At 77.3% G+C, this 20,804-nt stretch carries 8 protein-coding genes; 5 read left to right on the forward strand and 3 right to left on the reverse strand.

Translation table 11 applies throughout. From position 1 onward, the window contains the following. The first annotated feature begins 66 nt into the window (after window positions 1-66). Genes ACFC1T_RS12835 through ACFC1T_RS12845 form a run of 3 tightly spaced genes read left to right on the forward strand, consistent with a single transcriptional unit; the run spans window position 67 to window position 17,431 of the window. Window positions 67-9,414 carry a type I polyketide synthase gene (locus tag ACFC1T_RS12835; RefSeq protein WP_375887253.1) on the forward strand — a complete coding sequence of 3,116 codons (9,348 nt, stop codon included), beginning with the start codon at window positions 67-69 and terminating at the stop codon, window positions 9,412-9,414. A gap of 56 nt (window positions 9,415-9,470) precedes the next feature. Continuing rightward, the gene (locus tag ACFC1T_RS12840; RefSeq protein ID WP_375887256.1) at window positions 9,471-16,256 is read left to right on the forward strand and encodes an amino acid adenylation domain-containing protein; all 6,786 of its coding nucleotides are present in this window, start codon (window positions 9,471-9,473) and stop codon (window positions 16,254-16,256) included. Next, a complete protein-coding gene (locus ACFC1T_RS12845) occupies window positions 16,253-17,431 on the forward strand; it encodes an acyl-CoA dehydrogenase family protein (protein ID WP_375887259.1) in 1,179 nt (392 codons plus the stop codon). Before ACFC1T_RS12840 ends, ACFC1T_RS12845 begins: the two co-directional genes overlap by 4 nt. 70 nt (window positions 17,432-17,501) lie before the next feature. Here ACFC1T_RS12845 and ACFC1T_RS12850 read toward each other — a convergent pair whose 3' ends face one another. Then, a complete protein-coding gene (locus ACFC1T_RS12850) occupies window positions 17,502-18,080 on the reverse strand; it encodes a TetR/AcrR family transcriptional regulator (RefSeq protein ID WP_375887262.1) in 579 nt (192 codons plus the stop codon). Window positions 18,081-18,168: 88 nt separating this feature from the next. Between ACFC1T_RS12850 and ACFC1T_RS12855 the strand changes: the two genes are divergently transcribed. Both ACFC1T_RS12855 and ACFC1T_RS12860 read left to right on the forward strand, forming a co-directional pair. Beyond that, complete coding sequence (locus tag ACFC1T_RS12855; protein ID WP_375887264.1) at window positions 18,169-18,615, forward strand: anthrone oxygenase family protein; 447 nt, start codon at window positions 18,169-18,171, stop codon at window positions 18,613-18,615. 33 nt (window positions 18,616-18,648) lie between these two features. Further along, window positions 18,649-19,101 carry a DUF4267 domain-containing protein gene (locus ACFC1T_RS12860; RefSeq protein WP_375887267.1) on the forward strand — a complete coding sequence of 151 codons (453 nt, stop codon included), beginning with the start codon at window positions 18,649-18,651 and terminating at the stop codon, window positions 19,099-19,101. Between the two features lie 75 nt (window positions 19,102-19,176). Here ACFC1T_RS12860 and ACFC1T_RS12865 read toward each other — a convergent pair whose 3' ends face one another. Next, the gene (locus ACFC1T_RS12865; protein WP_375887269.1) at window positions 19,177-19,716 is read right to left on the reverse strand and encodes a cysteine hydrolase family protein; all 540 of its coding nucleotides are present in this window, start codon (window positions 19,714-19,716) and stop codon (window positions 19,177-19,179) included. 44 nt (window positions 19,717-19,760) lie between these two features. Beyond that, window positions 19,761-20,789: a 3-oxoacyl-[acyl-carrier-protein] synthase III C-terminal domain-containing protein gene (locus tag ACFC1T_RS12870; RefSeq protein WP_375887272.1), complete on the reverse strand. Its 1,029-nt coding sequence runs from the start codon at window positions 20,787-20,789 to the stop codon at window positions 19,761-19,763. Window positions 20,790-20,804: the final 15 nt, after the last annotated feature.

A 20,804-nucleotide genomic window follows, 5' to 3' on the forward strand; every position in this document is an offset into this window, starting at 1 on the left:
TTGTGCCGTGCCCGGTCGCCTGCGGTCCGACTGTCCGGGGTTCACGGGGGTGCATCGATGCAGGGCATGGCTGGGCGCGAAGCGGACGGTCTCCCGCCCCGGGCGGTCGCGGTGGTCGGGATCGGCTGCCGCTTCCCGCAGGCGGACGGGCCGGAGGCGTTCTGGCGGCTGCTGCGCGCCGGCGGGGACGCGGTCACCGGGCGCCCCGGCGACCGGGGGCCGGCCCGCGGCGGCTTCCTCGACCGGGTGGACGGCTTCGACCCGGAGTTCTTCGGCATCTCCCGCCGCGAGGCCGTCGCGATGGACCCGCAGCAGCGGTTGGCGCTCGAACTGGCCTGGGAGGCCCTGGAGGACGCCAGGACCGGACCGGCCGGGCTCGCCGGCAGCCGGACCGGCGTGTTCCTCGGCGTGATCGCCGACGACTACGCCGCGCTGCTGCACGGCCTCGGCCCCGAGGCGGTCACCGGGCACACCCTGACCGGACTGCAGCGCGGGGTGACCGCCAACCGGATCTCCTACGCGCTGGGCCTGCACGGGCCGAGCCTGGTGGTCGACACCGGGCAGTCCTCCTCGCTGACCGCCGTGCACCTGGCCTGCGCCAGCCTGCGCAGCGGTGAGTCCGAACTCGCGCTGGCCGGCGGGGTGAGCCTGATCCTGGCGCCACAGAGCACCCTGGCCCTGGAGCGCGCCGGGACGCTCTCGCCCGCCGGGCGCTGCCACACCTTCGACGCCCGCGCCGACGGCTACGTCCGCGGCGAGGGCGGCGGGATCGTCGTCCTCAAACCGCTGGAGGCCGCCGTCCGGGACGGCGACCGGATCCATGCCGTCATCCGCGGCAGCGCCCTGAACAACGACGGGGCCACCGAGACGCTGCCCACCCCCGGCCGGGCCTCGCAGCGGCGGGTGCTGCTCGCGGCCTGCGCCGACGCGGGCGTCGAGCCGGGCGAGGTCCAGTACGTCGAACTGCACGGCTCGGGCACCCGGGCCGGGGACCCGGTCGAGGCCGCCGCGCTCGGCGCGGCGCTGGGCACCGCCCGGGCGGCGGGCGACCCGCTGCTGGTCGGATCGGTCAAGACCAACATCGGCCACCTGGAGGGCGCGGCCGGGATCGCCGGGCTCATCAAGGCCGTGCTGTGCGTCGGCGCGCGCGAACTCGTGCCCAGCCTGAACCACACCGGGCCCGGCGGGCGGATCCCGCTGGACGACCTCAACCTGGCGGTCAACACCGGGCTCCGGGACTGGCCGGCGCCCGAGCGGCCGCTGCTCGCCGGGGTCAGCTCCTTCGGCATCGGCGGCACCAACTGCCACGTGCTGCTGGCCGACTGGCGCGCGGGCGAGCCCGCGCCGGCGGGCGGCGGGGGCGCGGCCGGGGCGCTGCCCTGGGTGCTCTCGGGGCGGGACGAACCCGCGCTGCGGGACCAGGCGGAGCGGCTGCGGGCCCGGGTGACGGAGCGTCCGGAGCTCGGACCGGCCTCGGTGGGCCGCTCGCTGGCCCTCACCCGCAGCACCTTCGAACAGCGCTGCGTCGTCGTCGCGGACGACCGGGACGCCTTCCTCGCCGCCCTGGCGGCACGGGCGGCCGGGCAGCCGTCGGCGGCCGTGGTCGAGGGCCGGCACGACGGGCCGCCGGTCCGTCCGGTCTTCGTCTTCCCCGGCCAGGGCTCGCAGTGGGCCGGCATGGCGGCGGAACTGCTCGACGGATCGCCGGTCTTCGCCGAACGGATCGACGCCTGCGCGCAGGCCCTCCGCCCGTACGTGGACTGGTCGTTGACGGACGTGCTGCGCGGCGCCGAGGGAGCGCCGGCCCTGGCGGGCGACGAGGTGATCCAGCCCGCGCTGTGGGCGGTGATGGTGTCGCTGGCCGCGCTGTGGCGCTCGGCCGGGGTGGAGCCCGCCGCCGTGGTGGCCCACTCCCAGGGCGAGATCGCCGCCGCCACCGCCGTGGGCGCGCTGTCGCTGGCGGACGGCGCGCGGATCGTCGCGCTGCGCAGCCGGGCGCTGAACCGGATCGCCGGCCGGGGCGGCCTGCTGTCCGTCGAACTGCCCTCCGGGGAGGTCGGGTCGGACCTCGCGGCGGTGCACCCGGCGCTGTCGGTCGCGGCCGTCAACGGGCCCGCGCACACGGTGGTGGCCGGCCCGGCCGACGCGCTCGACGCGCTGGCCGCCCACTACGGGCCGCGGGTGCGCACCCGCCGGGTGCCGATCGACTACGCCTCGCACAGCGCGGCCGTCGAGGACCTGCGGGAGGAGCTGCTCGCCGCCTTCGCCGGGGTCGCCCCGCGCGCCGTCGACGTGCCGTTCCACTCCACCGTCACGGCGGCGCCCGTGGACACCGCGGAGCTGGACGCCCACTACTGGTACCGCAACCTGCGCGAGCCGGTGCGCTTCGGGCCGGCCGTCGAGCGGCTGCTGGACGCGGGCCACACCGCCTTCCTGGAGATCAGCCCGCACCCGGTGCTGGCGCTGGGCCTCCGGCAGGCGGTCGACGCGCGCGGCGGCGCGGGCGCGGTGCTCGGCACGCTCCGGCGCGGGCGCGGGGACCGCCGCCGCTTCCTCACGGCGGCGGCCGAGGCCTTCGTCCGGGGCGTCGCGGTGGACTGGGCGGCGCTTCTGCCCGGCACGGCGCCGCTGGTCGACCTGCCGACGTACCCGTTCCAGCGGCGCTCCTGCTGGCCGGCGGGGCTGCCGGGGGCGAAGCCGGAGGAGAGCGGGGGCACGGCGGACGCGCCCGTAGCGCAGGCGCCCGTCATGCCGGAGGACCCCGTCGCACCGCAGGCCCCCGCCGTGGACCAGCGGGCGCTGCTGGAGCTGGTCCGGAGCCACACCGCCGTGGTGCTGGACGCCGGTTCGGCCGCCGAGGTCCGGCCCGGCCGGACCTTCCGGGAACTGGGCCTGGACTCCGCCATGGCGCTCGAACTGCGCGACCGGCTGTCGGCCGCGACCGGCCTGGCACTGGAGAGCACCGTCCTGTACGACCACCCCAGCCCGGCCGCCCTGGCCGGCGCGATCGGGGCGCTCCGGGCCGGCCCGGAGCCGGTGGCGCAGCCCCCGTCGCCGGACGTGACCGGTGCGCCGGGGACCGACGCGGCGCCGGAGCCGGACGAGGACGACCCGGTGGTCATCGTCGGCATGGCCTGCCGCTACCCCGGCGGGGTGCGCTCGCCCGAGGACCTGTGGCGCCTGGTGGACACCGGGACGGACGCCACCGGGGACTTCCCGGACGACCGCGGCTGGGACCTGGCCGCACTCTTCCACCCGGACCAGGACCGGACCGGGACCTCGTACGTCCGCCGGGGCGGCTTCGTCCGGGAGGCGCCGGACTTCGACGCGGAGTTCTTCGGGATCAGCCCCCGCGAGGCCCTCGCCATGGACCCGCAGCAGCGGCTCCTGCTGGAGGTCGCCTGGGAGGCCCTGGAGCGCGCCGGGATCGACCCGACGGCGCTGGCGGGCAGCCGGACCGGCGTGTTCGCCGGTGCGATGCATGCCGACTACGGGCCCGGCATGGAGACGGCCGGCCCCGGCGTCGCCGGGCACCTGCTGACCGGCACCAGCGTGAGCGTGGTCTCCGGCCGGATCGCCTACCTGCTCGGCCTGAACGGCCCCGCGCTGACCGTCGACACCGCCTGCTCGGCCTCGCTGGTGGCGCTGCACCAGGCGGTGCGCTCGGTGCGCTCCGGGGAGTGCACGCTCGCCCTGGCCGGCGGCGTCACCGTGATGGCCACCCCCGGCATGTTCGTCGAGCTCTCCCGCCAGCGGGTGCTGGCCGCCGACGGCCGCTGCAAGGCGTTCTCCGCGCAGGCGGACGGCACCGGCTGGGGCGAGGGCGCCGGGATGGTGGTGGTCGAGCGGCTCTCCGCCGCCCGCCGCCACGGCCACCCGGTGCTGGCGGTCGTCGCGGGCAGCGCCGTCAACTCCGACGGCGCCTCCAACGGGCTGTCCGCGCCGAACGGCCTCGCCCAGCAGCGCGTCATCGAGGACGCCCTCGCCGACGCCGGACTCACCCCGCGCCAGGTCGACGCCGTCGAGGCGCACGGCACCGGCACCGCGCTGGGCGACCCGATCGAGGCGAACGCCCTGCTCGCCACCTACGGTCAGGACCGGGACGGGCGGCGGCCGCTGTGGCTGGGCTCGCTCAAGTCCAACATCGGGCACGCCCAGGCGGCGGCCGGCGTCGGCGGCGTGATCAAGATGGTGCAGGCGATCCGGCACGCCACCCTGCCCGCGACCCTGCACGTCGACCGGCCGTCCCCGCACGTGGACTGGACGGCCGGAGCGGTGGCCCTGCTCGACCGGGCCCGGCCCTGGCCGCGGACCGGCGGGCCCCGGCGCGGCGGCGTCTCCTCCTTCGGGATCAGCGGCACCAACGCGCACGTCATCCTGACCGAGCCGCCCGTCGTCGCGGCCGGAACCGAGGCCGGAACCGAGGCCGGAACCGACGCCGGGACCGAGGCCGGGACCGACGCCGGAACCGCGGAGCAGCCGCAGCGCCCGCCCGTGGTGCCGGTGGTGCTGTCCGCCCGCACCCCCGAGGCGCTGCGCGAGCAGGCCCGGCGGCTGGCCGCCGCCCCGCTCGACCCGACCGCGGCCGCACCGGCCCTGACCGCCCGTACGGCCTTCGACGAGCGCGCCGTGGTGATCGCCGCCGACCGCGCCGAGGCCGACCGGGCGCTGGACGCCCTGGCCCGCGGCGAGGAGAACCGCGCCGTCGTCACCGGCCGGGCCGGCGAGCCCGGGCGGACCGTCCTGGTCTTCCCCGGCCAGGGCGGCCAGTGGCAGGGGATGGCGGCGGCGCTCGCCGCCGAGAGCCCGGTCTTCGCGGCCCGGCTGGCCGAGTGCGAGCGGGCGCTCGCGCCGTACGTGGACTGGTCGTTGGCGGACGTCCTGGCCGGGGCGCCGCTGCTGGACCGGATCGACGTCGTGCAGCCCGCGCTGTGGGCGGTGATGGTGTCGCTGGCCGAACTGTGGCGCGCCGCCGGGGTCGTCCCGGACGCCGTGGTCGGCCACTCCCAGGGCGAGATCGCCGCCGCCGTGGTGGCCGGGGCGCTCTCGCTGGAGGACGGCGCCCGCGCCATCGCGCTGCGCAGCAGCGTGGCGATCGAGCTGATGGGCAAGGGCGCGATGGCCGTCGTCCCGCTGCCCGCCGCGCGGGTGCGGGAACGGCTCGTCGAGCCGCTGGCCGTCGCCGCGGTCAACGGCCCCGGCAGTACGGCCGTGGCCGGGCCGCCGGCGGCGATCGCCGAACTGGTCGACGGCTACCGGGCCGAGGGCGTCGAGGCCCGGGTGATCCCGGCGGCCTTCGCCTCGCACTGCCCGGCGGTCGAACCGATCCGGGAACGGATCCTGGCCGGGCTGGCGCCGCTGACCCCGCGCGGCGGCGGCACGGCGCTGATGTCCTCGGTCACCGCCGACTGGCAGGACGGCGCCGGGCTCGACGCCTCCTACTGGTACGCCAACCTGCGGCACACCGTGCGCTTCCAGGAGGCCGTCGAGGCGCTGATCGCCGCCGGCCACACCACCTTCGTCGAGGTCGGCCCGCACCCGGTGCTGGTCGCCAGCATCGGCCGGATCCTGGGGGAGGCCGGGGTCGAGGGGACGGTGACCGGCTCGCTGCGCCGCGAGGACGGCGGACTGCGCCGCTTCCTCACCTCCGCCGCCGAGGCCCACGTCCGGGGCCTGCCGATCGCCTGGGACCGGCTCACCGGCACCGGTACCGGCACCGCCGCCGACCGCCCCGAGCTGCCCACCTACCCCTTCCAGGGGCGCCGCTACTGGCTCACCGCCACCGCCGGACCGACCGGCACCGCCGGCCTCGGCCAGGCCCCGGCCGACCACCCGCTGCTCGGCGCGGCCGTCGAACTCGGCGACGGCGAAACGGTGTTCACCGGACGGCTGGCGATCCGCAGCCACCCCTGGCTGGCCGACCACGCCCTCGCCGGTGCGGTCGTGCTGCCCGGCAGCGCCTTCCTGGACCTGGCCCTGCACGCGGGTGCCCGGTCCGGGGCGGCCCGGATCGAGGAACTGACCGTCACCGCACCGCTGGTGCTGCCCGCGGACGGCGCCGTCGACCTGCGGGTCCGGATCACCGGCGAGAACGGCGCCGGGCTGCGGACCTGCCGGATCTCCGGCCGGGTGACCGGCGGGGAGTGGACCGAGCACGCCACCGGCACCCTCGGGGCCGCTGGAGCCGTACCGTCCGGGGAGGCCGGGGAGGCCGGGGAGTGGCCGCCGACCGGCGCCGTGCCGGTGCCGCCGGAGCGCGCGTACCAGGACCTCGCCCTGCACGGCCACGCGTACGGGCCGGTGTTCCAGGGACTGCGGGCCGCCTGGCGGCGCGACGGCGAACGGTTCGCCGAGGCCGTCCTGCCCGAGCCGGCCGCCGGGGCCGCCGGGGCCCACCGCCTGCACCCCGCCCTGCTCGACGCAGCCCTGCACGGGCTGATCGCCGACGCGCTGGGGCAGCAGGGGCGGCGCACCCAGCCGCTGCGCTGGCGCGGCGTGTCGCTGACCGGCGGTGCCGGCCCGACGGCCCTGCGGGTGCACGCGGTGCCCGCCGCGGGCGGAGGCCTCCGGCTGACCCTGCGGGACGCCTCGGGGGCGGCGGTGGGGTTGGTCGAGTCGGTCGAGCTGTGCCCGGTCGCGGAGACCGGCGGCTCGGTCGATCCCGAAGCCGCCGCGCGGGACTCGCTGTTCGCCCTCGACTGGGAGCAACTGGGATCTATCGAAAGTGATCTGACGGACAGTCAGGCAACCGTTCCGTGGGACGCCCTCGACCTGGAGGCGCTGTGCACGGCGGCCGGGCCGCCCGCACACGTCCTGGTGGACTGTCCGGCGGGCGCGGACGGGACCGACCCGGCGACGGCGGCCCGTACCGTGACCCGCCGGACGCGGGACCTGCTCGGCCGCTGGCTGGCCGAGGAGCGGCTCGCCGGGGCCCGGCTGGTGCTGGTGACCCGCGGGGCGGTCGCCGTCCGAGGCGGCGAGACCGTCCGGGACCTCGCCCAGGCGGCGGCCTGGGGGCTGGTGCGGACGGCCCAGGTCGAGCACCCGGGCCGGTTCGTCCTGGTCGACCTCGGGCCGGAGACGGCCGGGGTCCCGGCCGAGGCGCTGACGCCGGAGGAGCACCAGCTGGCCGTCCGGGACGGATCCGTCCTGGTGCCCCGGCTGCGATCCGCGGCGGGGGAGCGCGCGTTGACGGTCCCGAAGGACGCGGTGGACTGGCGGCTGGACCTCTCCGAGCCCGGCACCCTCGACGCCCTGGAGCTGCGCCCCTGCCCCGAGGCCGCCGCCACACCGGGCCCCGGCCTGGTCCGGATCGCGGTCCGCGCCGCCGGGCTCACCTTCCACGACGTCCTGGGCGCGCTGGACCTGCACGCCGGGGACCCGGGCCCGCTCGGTCTGGAGGGCGCGGGCGTGGTCACCGCGACCGGCCCCGGGGTCACCGGGCTGACCGTCGGCGACCGGGTGATGGGCCTGTTCCCCGCCGCCCTCGGCACCGTCGCCCACGCCGACCACCGCACCCTGGTGCGGATCCCCGAGGGCTGGTCCTTCACCCGGGCCGCCGCCGTGCCGGTCGCCCACCTGGCCGCCCTGCACGCCCTGGTCGAACTGGGCGGGGTGCGCGCGGGCGACGCCGTGCTGATCCACGCCGGGGCGGGCGGTGTCGGCACGGCCGCCGTCCAACTCGCCCGGCACCTGGGCGCGGAGGTCTTCGCGACCGCCGCCCCCGCCAAGTGGCCCGCCCTGCGCGCCCTCGGGCTGGACGACGCCCACCTGGCCTCCTCCCGTGAGCCCGGCTTCGGCGCGCGCTTCGCCGAACTCCCCTCCGGCGCTCGGGGGATGGCGTTCGTCCTGAACTCGCTGACCGGTGCGGCCGTCGACGAGTCCCTGCGGTCGCTGCGCCCCGGCGGCCTGCTGGTCGAACTCGGCCGGGCCGACCGGCGCGACCCCGCCGAGGTGGCCGCCGCCCACCCCGGGGCCCGCTACCGGGCGATGAACCTGCTGGAGCTGCCGCCCGAGCACCTCGGCCGGCTGCTGCGCCGGGTGGTCGAGCTGTTCGCCGAGGGCGCGTTCGGCCGGGCGCCGGTGACCGACCTGGACGTGCGGCGCGCACCCGAGGCCTTCGGGCTGCTGAGCCGGGGCGGGCACGTCGGCAAGGTCGTGCTGACCGTGCCGCCGGTCCTCGACCCGGACGGGACCGTCCTGATCACCGGCGGCACGGGCGCCATCGGCCGGGCCCTCGCCCGGCACCTGGTCACCGCCCACGGTGCCCGACGGCTGCTGCTGGCCGGACGGCGCGGCGCGGACGCGCCCGGCGCGGCCGAACTCGCCGCCGAACTGGCGGAGTCGGGCGCCGAGGTGCGGTTCGCCGCGGTCGACGTCGCCGACCGGGCCGCGGTGGCCGCGATGATCGCCGCCGTCCCCGAGCGGCACCCGCTGACCGCGGTGGTCCACGCCGCGGGCGTGGTGGACGACGCCCCGATCACCTCGCTCACCCCCGACCGGATCGACCGGGTGATGCGGACCAAGGCCGACGGCGCCTGGCACCTGCACGAGTTGACCGCCGACCACCCGCTCACCGCCTTCGTGCTGATCTCCTCCGTGATGGCGACGCTCGGCGGCGCCGGGCAGGGCGGCTACACCGCCGCCAACGCCTTCCTGGACGCGCTCGCCCGGCACCGCCGCACCCAGGGCCTGCCCGGGCTCGCCCTCGGCTGGGGCCTGTGGGACGACCCGGACGGCATGCTCGGCGGGCTCGGCGCCGCCGACCGCGCCCGCTTCGCCCGGGCCGGACTGGTCGCGATGGCGCCCGAGCTCGGCCTCGCCCTGCTGGACGCGGCCCTGCCGTCCCCGCACGCCGCCCTGCTGCCCGCCCGGCTGGACCGCGCGGCGCTGCGCGAGCTCGGCGGCGACCTGCCGCCGGTGCTGCGCTCCGTCCTGGCCGCCGCCGGGCCGCAGCGGCCCGGGAACGCCCCCGGGCGGCGCGACCGGCCGCTGCGGGAGGAGCTGGCCGGGCTGGGCGCCGACGAACGCGCGGAGCTGCTCGCCGAGTTGATCCGCACCCAGATGGCCGCCGTCCTGGGCTGCCGGCCCGAGGCCGTCCCGGCCGACCGGCCGTTCGGCGAGCTCGGCTTCGACTCGCTCACCTCGGTCGAGTTCCGCAACCGGCTCGGCGCGGCGACGGAGGTCAAGCTGCCCGTCACCCTGCTGTTCGAGGCGCCGACGCTGCCGGAGCTGGTCGCGGTGCTGGACGCCGCGCTCGCACCGGCCGAGGCGGCCGATCCGGAACCCGTGACGGGGGCGGCGGAACCGCAGGTCGCGGCGGAGACGGCCGACCCGGCGGAGGACGTGGCGGCGCTGATCGAGGCCGCCACCGCCGAGGAGCTGTTCGCCTTCATCGACGCCCAGCTGACCTGACACCGCCCCCACCCCCCACCGGCCACCCCCACCCTCCCCGCAAGGACCGATCCGTCATGGCATCAGCAGCAGTGACACCGGCAGCCGACGAGAAGCTGCTCGGCTACCTCAAGCGCCTCACCGTCGACCTGCACCAGGCCCGCGAGCGCCTGCGCGAACTGGAGGAGGGGCCGCAGGAGCCGATCGCGATCGTCGGCATGGCCTGCCGCTACCCGGGCGGCATCGACTCGCCGGAGGCCCTGTGGCGGCTGCTGGCCTCCGGCGGGGAGACCGTCGGCGCGTTCCCCCGTGACCGCGGCTGGGCGGAGGGCCTGCACGACCCCGTCGGAGGCGGGGGCCCGAGCCTGACCGGCTCCGGCGGCTTCCTGCCCGACGCGGCCGACTTCGACGCGGCCTTCTTCGGCATCAGCCCGCGCGAGGCGCTCGCCATGGACCCGCAGCAGCGGCTGCTGCTGGAGACCGCCTGGCGGGCCTTCGAGGACGCCGGGATCGACCCGGAGTCGGTGCGCGACAGCGAGACCGGGGTGTTCACCGGGCTGTCCTGCCTGGACTACGGGCAGGGGCGCGGCGAGGTGCCCGAGGAGGCGGAGGGCTTCCTGACCACCGGCTCGGTGGGCGGCGCCGCCGCCGGCCGGATCTCGTACACGCTGGGCCTGCGCGGCCCCTCGCTGACCGTGGAGACGGCCTGTTCGTCCTCCCTGGTGGCGCTGCACCTGGCCGTGCAGTCGCTGCGCCGCGGCGAGTGCGCGATGGCGCTGGCGGGCGGCGCGACGGTGATGGCCACCCCGCAGCTGTTCACCGAGTTCACCCGGATGCAGGGGCTGTCGCCGGACGGCCGATGTCGCCCGTTCTCCGCGCAGGCCGCGGGCAGCGGGCTCGCCGAGGGCGTGGGCGTGCTGCTGGTGGAGCGGCTGTCGGACGCCCGGCGGCTGGGCCACCCCGTGCTGGCCGTGGTGCGCGGCAGCGCGGTGAACCAGGACGGCGCCAGCAACGGCTTCACCGCGCCCAGCGGCTCGGCCCAACAGCGGGTCGTCCGGCAGGCGTTGGCCGACGCCCGGCTCTCGCCCGGCGACGTCCAGGTGGTGGAGGCGAGCAGCACCGGCACCCCGCTCGGCGACCCGATCGAGGCCCGCGCCCTGCTGGCCGCCTACGGGCGCGACCGCGACCCCGGGCAGCCGCTGCGGCTCGGCTCGCTCAAGCCCAACATCGGGCACACCCAGGCGGCGGCGGGCGTCGCCGGGGTGATCAAGACCGTGCTGTCGATGCGGTACGGCCGGCTCCCCGCCACCCTGCACGTCACCGAGCCCACCCCGCACGTCGACTGGTCGGCGGGCGCGGTCGAGCTGGTCGCCGAGGCGAGCGACTGGCCGCCGAGCGCGGGGCCCCGGCGGGCCGGGGTGTCCTCGCAGGGCATCACCGGCACCAACGCCCACGTGATCATCGAGGAGGCCCCGGCGGCCGTCCCCGGCGACGGCGCGGAGGCGGCGCCGGACCGTCCGGAGCTGCTCACCCTGTCGGCGAAGACGCCGGCCGCCCTCGCCGAACTCGCCGTCCGCTACGCCGAGTCGCTCGACTCCGGGCTCGCCGGACGGTCGCTCGCGGAGATCTGCCGGACCACCGGCCTCGGGCGGGCGCACTTCCCGCACCGGCTCACCGCCGTCGCCTCCTCCACCGCCGAGCTGCGCGGGCTGCTCGCCCGGACCGGCCCGGACGGGGAACGGCCCGCCGGGGTCCGCCACGGGGCCCGCACCCCGGAGGGCGGGCGCGGACCGGTGTTCCTGTTCACCGGGGGCCCGGCGGGGCGGTTCGCCGACGCGGCGGCCGAGTTGGCCGCGACCGAGCCGGTCGTCCGCAGCGCCCTGGAGCGGTGCGCCGAGCAGCCCGGTGACCGGCCCTCGGCGTCCGCCGTCCAGTACGCGCTGGCCGAGCTGTGGCGGTCCTGGGGCGTGCAGCCCGCCGCCGTCCTCGGGCACGGCGCCGAGGGCGAGGCGGTGGCCGCCCGCGTCGCGGGCACGGCGAGCCCGGCCGCCACCGGTACCGCCGCCACCGGCACCGCCGCTACCGCCGCCGAGGCGGACCGGCGGTTCGCCGAGGGCCTCGCCGCGCTGCTGCGCGAGGGGCACCGTGCCTTCGTGGTGCTCGGCCCCGCCTCCCCGCTCCTCGACCGGGCCCGGGCAGACGCCGGGGACGCCGGGTTCCTGCCGTCGCTGCGCGCGGGGGAGGAGGCCCGCCGCACCCTGCTGGACGGTCTCGGCGCGCTGTACGTCCGGGGTGCCCGGATCGACTGGGCGCGGGTGCACGGCGAGCCCGTCGGCCCGCCCGTGCCGCTGCCCGGCTACCCGTTCCAGCGCGAGCGCTACTGGCTGTGGAACGGCGGCCCCCGGCCGGAGGGGGCACCGGCGCACAGTGGCGGGCCGCTGGTCGCCCAGGTGCGGCTGGTCGGCGCCGACGGCGCGCCGGTGGCCCTGGCCGAGGGCGTACGACTGGAGGCGGTGCCGAGCGCCGCGCGGCCGGAACAGGCCGTACCGGGGCAGGCCGTAGCGGAGCGGGCCGTAGCGGGGGAGGCCGTACCCGGGGACCAGGACGTCGACGTCGCCGCGCTGGTGGTCGGCATCGTCGGCCGGGCGCGCGGCGCGGCCGTCACCGGCGAGGACCTGCACCGACCGCTGCGCAGCCTGGGCGCCGACTCGCTGATCGCGATGGACATCCGGCAGACCCTCGCCCGGCGGCTCGGCGTCGACCTCCCGCTGCCCGAACTGCTGGACGGCCGGAGCGTCGCCGAACTCGCGCAGCGCGTCCGGGCCTCGTACGGCGGCGCCGCCACCGCCCCGGCGGAGCGGCCCGGTGCGGCGCTGGTCGCCGACCCGGCGGCCCGGTACGAGCCGTTCCCGCTCACCGACCTCCAGCAGGCCTACCTGGTCGGCCGGACGGACGCCTTCGAGCTGGGCAACGTCGCCACCTCCTTCCTGGTCGAGCTCGACCTGACCGACACCGACCTCGACCGGCTCGCCGCCGCCCTGCGGCAGCTGATCGACCGCCACGACATGCTCCGCGCGGTGGTCTCCCGGGACGGGTACCAGCGGGTGCTCGCCGAGGTCCCCGCGTACCGGATCGCCACCGCCGACCTGCGGACCCTCGACGGGGCCGAGCGGGCGGAGCGCCTCGCCGCGACCCACCGGGAGCTGCGCGACCGGGTGTTCGACACCGAGGCCTGGCCGCTGTTCGACGTCCGGGCGACCCTGCTGGACGAGCGCACCACCCGGCTGCACCTCACCTTCGACGCGCTGATCGTCGACGGCCGCAGCTCCGGCGTGCTGTTCCGGGAGTGGGCGCAGGCCTACCGCGACGGCGCCCCCGCGACGCCCGCCCCCGGCGTCAGCTACCGCGACTACGTGCTCGCCGCCGCCCGCACGGACGCCGAGCGGCGCGCGGAGTCGCTCACCTACTGGCAGGCCCGCCTCGCCACCCTGCCGTCCGCGCCCCGGCTGCCGCTGCGCCCCGGGGCGGCACCGCGCCGGCCGGTGTTCACCCACCGCACGGCCCGGATCGAGCCCGCGGCCTGGCAGCGCTTCCGGGCGAACGCCGACGCGGCGGGCGTCTCGCCCTCGGCGGCCCTGTGCGCCGCGTACGCGCAGGTGCTGGGCGCCTGGAGCGAGTCGCCGCGCTTCACGCTCAACCTGCTGGCCTTCCACCGGCGGCCGCTGCACGAGGACGTCGCCCGGGTCCTCGGCAACCTCAGCGCGACCACCCTGCTGGAGGTCGACGCCGCCCCCGCCGAGTCCTTCGCCACCGGCGCCCTGCGGCTCCAGCGCCAGTTGCTGACCGACCTCGACCACGGCTACGTCAGCGGCGTCGAGGTGCTGCGCGAACTCAACCGCACCCGGGCCGGGACGGGCCTGGCGAGCATGCCCGTGGTGTTCACCAGCACCATCGGCTTCTCGGCGCAGGACGCCTCCGGCGAGGGCGGCGGCGCCCTCACGGCGCTGACCGGGCTCGGCCGCTCCGGCCGGCTGGCCTCCAGCTCGGTCCGCACCCCGCAGGTCTGGCTCGACCACCAGGCCCTGGAGGAGGCCGGTGAACTGGTCCTGAACTGGGACGTGGTCGAGGAGGTGTTCCCCGACGGCGTGGTCGACGGCATGTGGGAGGCCTACCGGGAACTGGTCCGGGAGCTGTGCGGCGAGGGGGCGTGGCGCCGACCGGCGGCCGTGCCCGTGCCCGCCGCCGACCTGGCCCTGCGACGGGCCGCCAACGCCACCGACGCCCCCGTCCCGGCCGAGCTGCTGCACGACGGCTTCCTGCGGCAGGCCGCGGCCCGGCCCACCGCCCCCGCCGTCATCACCGCCGACCGGACGCTGAGCTACGGCGAGCTGGACCGCCGCTCCGACCGGATCGCCCGCCGGCTGATCGCGCACGGCGCGGGCCCGGGCGTGCCGGTCGGCATCGTGACGGACAAGGGCTGGGAGCAGGTGGTCGCCGCGCTGGGCGTCCTCAAGGCCGGCGCCGCCTACGTGCCGGTGGACGCCGCGATGCCGGCCCGCCGGCTGCGGATGATCGTCGAGACCGCCGGCATCGGGCTGGTCCTGACCCGCTCGGCGCTCGCGGAGACCCTCGAACTGCCGGACGGCACCCAGCTGTTGAACGTCGACACCGAGCCGGAGGAGGACGGCTCCGGCGAGCCGCTGCCGCCCTCCCCGGCCCGGCCCGAGGACCTCGCGTACGTCATCTTCACCTCGGGCTCCACCGGCGTGCCCAAGGGCGTGATGATCGAGCACACCGGCGCCGTCAACACCCTCCGGGACGTCAACGACCGGTACGGCGTGAGCGCCGAGGACCGCGTCCTCGCCCTGTCCGCGCTCAACTTCGACCTCTCCGTCTACGACGTCTTCGGACTGCTCGCGGCCGGCGGCGCCCTCGTCCTGCCCGACGAGGCCGCACGGCGCGAACCCGCCGCCTGGCTGGAGCTGGCCGAACGGCACCGGGTGACGGTCTGGAACAGCGTCCCCGCGCTGATGGAGATGTTCACCGACCACCTGCGGGCCGTCGGCGGCACACCCCCGCTGCGCCTGGTGCTGCTGAGCGGTGACTGGATCCCCGTCACCCTCCCCGAGAGCGTCGCCGAGCTGCTGCCCGGCGCCCGCGTCCACGCCCTGGGCGGCGCGACCGAGGCGTCCGTCTGGTCGATCCAGCACCCGGTCGAGCGGACGGACCGGGAGCGGGCGAGCATCCCGTACGGCCGGCCGATGCGCAACCAGCGCTTCCACGTGCTGGACGAGGCGCTGCGCCCGCGCCCGGCGCTCGTCCCCGGCGACCTGTACATCGCCGGCACCGGCCTGGCCCGCGGCTACCTCGGCGACGAGGCCAGGACCCGCGCCGCCTTCCCGCACCACCCGGTCACCGGCGAGCGGCTCTACCGCACCGGCGACCTCGGCCGCTACCTGCCGGACGGCGAGATCGAGTTCCTGGGCCGCGCGGACTTCCAGGTGAAGATCCAGGGGCACCGGATCGAGCTCGGCGAGGTCGAGGCCGCGCTGCTGCGCCGACCGGGCGTCCGGGCGGCCGCCGCGGTGGCCGAGGGCGAGCCGGGCGGGCCCCGACGGCTGCTCGGGTACGTGGTGGGCGACACCGCGTCGGCCGAACTCCCGGAGGAGGAACTGCGGGCGGCGCTCGGCCGGGAACTGCCCGGCTACATGGTGCCCGCCCGGATCGTCCGGCTGGACGAACTGCCGCTGACCGACAACGGCAAGGTGGACCGCCGCCAGCTGCCCGCGCCCGAGCGGACGGCCCCGCGCACCGCCGCGACCGTCCCGCCGCGCGACGCGGTCGAACACCAACTCGTGGGAATCTGGGCCGAGTTCTTCCCGAACGCGGCCACCCGGGAGCTCGGCGTCACCGAGAACTTCTTCGACCTCGGCGGCGACTCGATGCTCGCGGTGCGGATGATGGCCCGGATCCACCGGGACACCGGCCGCTCGCTCCCCGTCGCCACCCTGCTCGCCCGCCCGACCGTCGAGTCGCTCGCCGAGGTGCTGCGCGAACGGCCCGCCGACGAGGGCCGGGCGGCGCTCGTCCCGATCCGGGCCGCCGGCAGCCGGCCGCCGCTGTTCCTGATCCACCCGGTCGGCGGCGACGTGCTCTGCTACGCGGGGCTCGCCGCCCTGCTGGACCCGGACCAGCCGGTGCACGCCCTCCAGTACCCCGACCCCGAACCCGCTCCGACCGTGGCCGAGCTGGCCGCCCACTACGCCGACGCGATCACCGCGCGCTTCCCGGACGGCCCGTACCGGCTCGGCGGCTGGTCCATGGGCGGCGTGCTCGCCCTGGAGGCCGCCGCGCTGCTCACCGCCCGCGGCGCCACTGTCGAACTCGTCGCGGCCGTCGACCTGTTGGAGCCGCCCGGCCCGGCCGGGCCGCAGTCCGACGCCGACCTGCTCGCCCGGTTCGCCCGCGACCTCGCCGGGCTGGCCGGACGCGACTGGCACCCCGGCCCGGAGGCCTTCCGGCCCACCGGCGACCGCACCCCGACCGAGGAACTGCTCACCCGGGTCCGGCGGGCCGCCGTCCTCCCGGACGACGTCGACCCCGCCACCCTGGACCGGCTCGCGGGCCGCTTCCTGCACCTCAGCCGCGCCCTGGCCGGGCACCGGCCCACCCCGTACCGGGGCCGGGTCCGGCTGCTGCGCGCCATGGACGGCGCCACCACCGGCACCACCCGCCGGTGGCTGGACCTGCTCGGCGACGCGGCCGAGGCCGTCGACCTGCCCGGCGACCACTACACCGTGATGCGCCCGCCGCACCTCCCGGCCCTGGCGGCCGAGCTCGACAAGGCGCTGGGCGATCTGTGACCGACACCCACCGGCCGGACCGGCCGAGCTTGGAGGACGAGCGGATGACCGTCGTCGAACTGCCGCCCCGGGCCCCCGGATCGGGGCCCACCGCCGGTGACGTACTGGACCGGGTCCGGGCCTTCGCCGCGACCCTGCCGGCCCGCGCGCCGGAGGTGGAGCGGCGGGGGCGGATCCCGGCCGACCTGCTCGACGGCCTCAGGGCCACCGGGCTGCTGCGCGCCGCCCTGCCGCCCGCCCTGGGCGGGGTCGAGCTGACCGCGCCGCAACTCACCTGGGCCGTCGACCTGTTGGCCGAGGGCGACGCCTCGGTCGCCTGGTGCGCCGCCGTCGCGCTCAACGCCTCGCTCGCGGTGGTCTCGCTGCCCGCCGAGGTGTTCGCCGAGCTGTTCCCGGACCCGGACCTGATCACCGCCACGGTGCTGCCGCCGCTCGGCCGGGCCGTCCGGCACGACGGCGGGTACCTGCTGTCCGGCCGGTGGACGTACGCCAGCGGGATCACCCACGCCGACCGGCTGCTGGCCGGGTTCCTGACCCCCGACGGCACCCCGCGGGTCGCCGTCCTCCACACCGCGGACGTCCGGGTGCTCGACACCTGGCACACCACCGGGCTGCGCGGCACCGGCTCCCACGACGTCGAGGTCGCCGACCTGTTCGTCCCGGACCGGCACACCTTCGCGCCCCCGGCGGCCGGCGCCCCGCAGCCGCTCCACCTGCGCGCCGACAACCTCGCCCTCAAGATGGCCGGCATCCCGCTCGGCATCGCCCGCTCCGCGCTGGCCTGCGCCCGGGAGCTGCTCACCGCCCGCGGCCCCGCCCTGCCCAGGCCCTCCGCCCCGGCCGACCTGGCCCACGCGGAGGCCCTGATCGGCGCCGCCGACGCCTACGTCTACACCACCCTGGACCGGGCCTGGGCCGCCCAGGCCGCGGGCCGAGCCCCGGAGCGCGGCACCGCTGCCCTCGCCCGCCAGTACGCCCACCGCGCCTGCCGGGAGGCCGTCCAGCACCTCTACGACCTGGTCGGCTCTTCGGCCGTCTACACCGAGCGCACCCCGCTCGACCGCTGCCTGCGCGACGTCATCACGGCCGGCCGGCACGTCGCCTCCGCCGAACGCGTCCTCGACGCCGTCGGCGAGCTCCGCCTCGGCGGCGACCCGTCCTCGCCCCACCTCTGACCCGCGAACCGATGGACCGGGCGCCGTCCTCCGGACGGCGCCCGGCGGTGGTTCAGAGCACGGCGGTGGTTCAGAGCACGGCGAGCCGGTCCACCAGGAGCTGCACCCGGCGCCCGGTGTCCTCCGGGGGCAGGCGCCGGGCCCTGGTCAGGGTGGCCTGTCCGTGCAGGGCGGCCCAGAACACCTCGGTGAACAGGCCCGGGTCCACGCCCTCCCCGGCGACGTCGGCGAGGGTCTCCAGCAGGGCGGCGAAGCCGTCCTTCAGCGGTTCGGGAGTGTCCTCCTCGGCGAAGGCCAGGCCGCCGTCGAGCTGGAACAGGGCGTCGTAGACCGCCGGGTTGCGGGCGGCGAAGTCGAGGTAGGTGCGGGCCAGGGCGGTGACCCGGGCGCGCGGGCCGTCCGCGGCGCGGGTCGCGGCCCGCAGTGCCGCGGCCATCTCGGTGACGCCCTCCAGGGCGACGGCGCCGATGATCTCCCGCTTGCCGCGGAAGTGGCTGTAGAGGACGGGCTGGCTGTACTCGATGCGCTCGGCGAGCCGGCGGGTGGTGACCGCCTCCCAGCCCTGCTGCTCGGCGAGTTCACGGGCCGTCGCCACGATGAGGCGCTCACGTTCCGCCCGCTCGCGCTGCTTTCGTTCCTGTACCGACATGACTCGATCCTAGCACCGCTAGACATTCAAGCGGCAGCAGGTCTAGCATCGACACGTCAGCTAGCAGCGCTAGAAACCAGGGGGAATCATGCTCGCCGCACTCAAGGTCCTCACCACCGTGGAACTCGGCGTGATGGTGGGGGTGGAGTTCGCCGTCGCCGTCGTCCTCAACCGGATCCTCAAGGCGCTCCCCGAGGACGCCGGCCAGCTCGGCCGCGCCCACGGGGGGCGGATGCTCGGCGCCGTGATGCCGTTCTGGTACATCGGCTCGCTCGTCCTGGTCGCGGTCTGGGCCGTCGCCGACCGGCACCACCACGGCACCTGGCTCCTCGTCACCGCCGGCGCGCTGCTGATCGTCAGCGTGCTGATGTCGGTCCTGCTGCTCGTCCCGATCAACAACCGGAGCAAGACCTGGACCGCGGAGAACCGCCCCGCGGACTGGCAGGAGCAGTCGGACCGCTGGGACCGCTACCACTACGCCCGGGTCGCCGTGATCGTCGCCGCCTTCGCCCTGCTGGTCGCCGCCCTCGTCTGAGCCCGCACGCCCGACTTCCGCAAGGAGACCCCGATGTCCCTCAAGACCGTGAACACCGCCCTGACCACCGCGGGCATCCTCTTCGTCCTCTGGTTCGGACTGACCTTCGTGCTGGCGCCCGGGACCATCGCGCCGACCTTCGGCCTGCCGAGCTGGCCCGCCGGCGACGGCGGCGGCTTCCTGGTCCTCAAGGGCGTCCGCGACGTCGCGAACGCCCTGATCCTGGGGGTGCTGCTGCTGACCGGTCAGCGCCGCGCCCTGGCCTGGGTCCTGCTGGCCGGGTCCGTCGTCCCGTTCGGCGACATGGCCACCGTGCTCGCCCACCACGGCTCCGCCGGGGCCGCGTTCGGCGTCCACGGCCCGACGGGGGTGGCGATGGTCGTCATCGGCCTGCTGACCCTCCGGGAGACGCGCCGGCTGTCCGGTGCCCCGACGTCCGCCCCGACGTCCGCCCCGGTTCCCGCCCCGGTCCGCGCCGCGGCCTGAGCGTGGGAGCGCGCGGAGCCCCCGCCCGGGGAAGGTCCCGGGCGGGGGCTCGGTGGTGCCGGCGCGTGGGGGCGCTCAGGCCGCGGGGGTGAGCAGGGGGTCGGTGCGGGTGAGGGTGACGCCCATGCGGTGGAAGGCGTCGACGGCGGCGGTGTGGCCCTGGGGGGAGAGGGCGGCGACGGCGTCCTCGACGACGGTGGTGGGGTAGCCGAGGTTGACGGCGGTGCGGACGGTCTCGCCGACGCCGTACTCGGTGGCGATGCCCGCGATGACCAGGTCGGTGGCGCCGAGGCGGTTGAGCCGGTCGGCGAGGTCGGTGCCGGCGAAGGCGTCGATGCCGTACTTGGTGACCACCTCGTTGCCGGGGCGGGCGGCGACCTCGGGGGCGAAGCGGTTGAAGGCGGAGTCGGGGCCGCCGTCGCTGCCGTCCATCCGGGCGTAGCGGACCAGGACGACGGGCTGGCCGGCGGCCTCGAAGGCGGTCTTGAGCCGGGCGGCGGAGCGGACCACCTCGGGGCCGCTGAGCGGGGCGACCGGGCGGCTGACGATCCACTGCTGGAGGTCGACCAGCACCAGGACGGTGCCGGGGGTGAGGGCGGCGGGGGAGTTGGGCATCGGGGTTCCTCGGTGGTCGGTCGTGACGGGTGGCGGCCGGTCGCTCACTCGGCGGCGACGAGCAGGGCGGTCCAGGTGAAGCCGGCACCGGCGCTCAGCAGGATGGCGATCCGGCCGGGTTCGAGCAAGCCGCGGGTGTGCAGGTGGGCCAGGCCGGCGGCGGCGTCGCCCGCGCCCAGGTGGCCGGTGCGGGTGCCCAGGTCGAGCACCTCGACGCCGGTGAGTCCGAGGCGCTCGACGGCCGGGAGGTAGGCGGTCTCCAGGACGGTGCGGCCGAGCCGGGGGAGCAGCAGGTGGCCGAGCCGGGGGTCGTCCGGGGCGAGGCCGGCGTCGGCGAGGGCGCCGCGGACGGCCCGGACCACGCCCTCGCCCGCGGTGGCGGCGAAGTGCGGGCCGAGGCCGTCGCCGAGGAAGGCCTTCTTGGTGCGCCGGATGTCGAGGGTCTCGCCGTTGGCGCGGGGCGCGGGGGAGAAGGCGTCGTGGCCGCGGTGCATGGACTCCAGGTCGGGGGCGGCGGCGGTGTGCGCGGCGAGCAGCCGGTACGGGCCGCGCTCGCGGTCCAGCACGAGCGCGGTCGCGCCGTCCCCGTAGGCGACCCCGTAGTCGCCCTGCCAGCGGTCGAAGCCGGGGGCGGCGAAGCGGTCGCCGGTGGTGACCAGGGCCCGTTCCAGGGCCGGGTCGGCGGCCAGCCGGACGGCCGCCAGCTCGACCGCGGTGGCCCCGCCGTTGCACATCTGCTGGACGCCGAGCGGCACCGCCCGTACGGCGCCCGCGTGTTGGGCGACGTAGTGGGCGGGGGACCAGAAGTCGTGCCCCTGGTGGTAGATCCAGGCGTGGACGACCAGGCCGATCGACTCGGGCGGGCAGCCGGCCTCGCCGATCGCCTTGGCGGCGGCGAGGACGGCCATCTCGGGGCCCGAGGGGCCGTCGCTGACGGGCAGTTCGAGGTAGCCGTCCTTGGCGGCGTTCTCGGCGGTGACCCGCCCCCCGGCGACCGCCGCTGCCGCGGTGTCCGTGGTCGGGGGGAGCCAGTCGACCACGGCGGCGATCCGGGGCGGTGGGTCGAAGCGCATCGGGGCGGTCCTCAG

It is taken from the genome of Kitasatospora sp. NPDC056076 (assembly GCF_042266305.1).
Taxonomy (GTDB): domain Bacteria; phylum Actinomycetota; class Actinomycetes; order Streptomycetales; family Streptomycetaceae; genus Kitasatospora.

What these genes read in the sequence shown, in the direction of transcription:
- ACFC1T_RS12840 (WP_375887256.1), top strand. Translation starts at nt 9,471, where the DNA reads ATGGCATCAGCAGCAGTGACACCGGCAGCCGACGAGAAGCTGCTCGGC.
- ACFC1T_RS12850 (WP_375887262.1), bottom strand. Translation starts at nt 18,080, where the DNA reads ATGTCGGTACAGGAACGAAAGCAGCGCGAGCGGGCGGAACGTGAGCGC.
- ACFC1T_RS12835 (WP_375887253.1), top strand. Translation starts at nt 67, where the DNA reads ATGGCTGGGCGCGAAGCGGACGGTCTCCCGCCCCGGGCGGTCGCGGTG.
- ACFC1T_RS12870 (WP_375887272.1), bottom strand. Translation starts at nt 20,789, where the DNA reads ATGCGCTTCGACCCACCGCCCCGGATCGCCGCCGTGGTCGACTGGCTC.
- ACFC1T_RS12855 (WP_375887264.1), top strand. Translation starts at nt 18,169, where the DNA reads ATGCTCGCCGCACTCAAGGTCCTCACCACCGTGGAACTCGGCGTGATG.
- ACFC1T_RS12860 (WP_375887267.1), top strand. Translation starts at nt 18,649, where the DNA reads ATGTCCCTCAAGACCGTGAACACCGCCCTGACCACCGCGGGCATCCTC.
- ACFC1T_RS12865 (WP_375887269.1), bottom strand. Translation starts at nt 19,716, where the DNA reads ATGCCCAACTCCCCCGCCGCCCTCACCCCCGGCACCGTCCTGGTGCTG.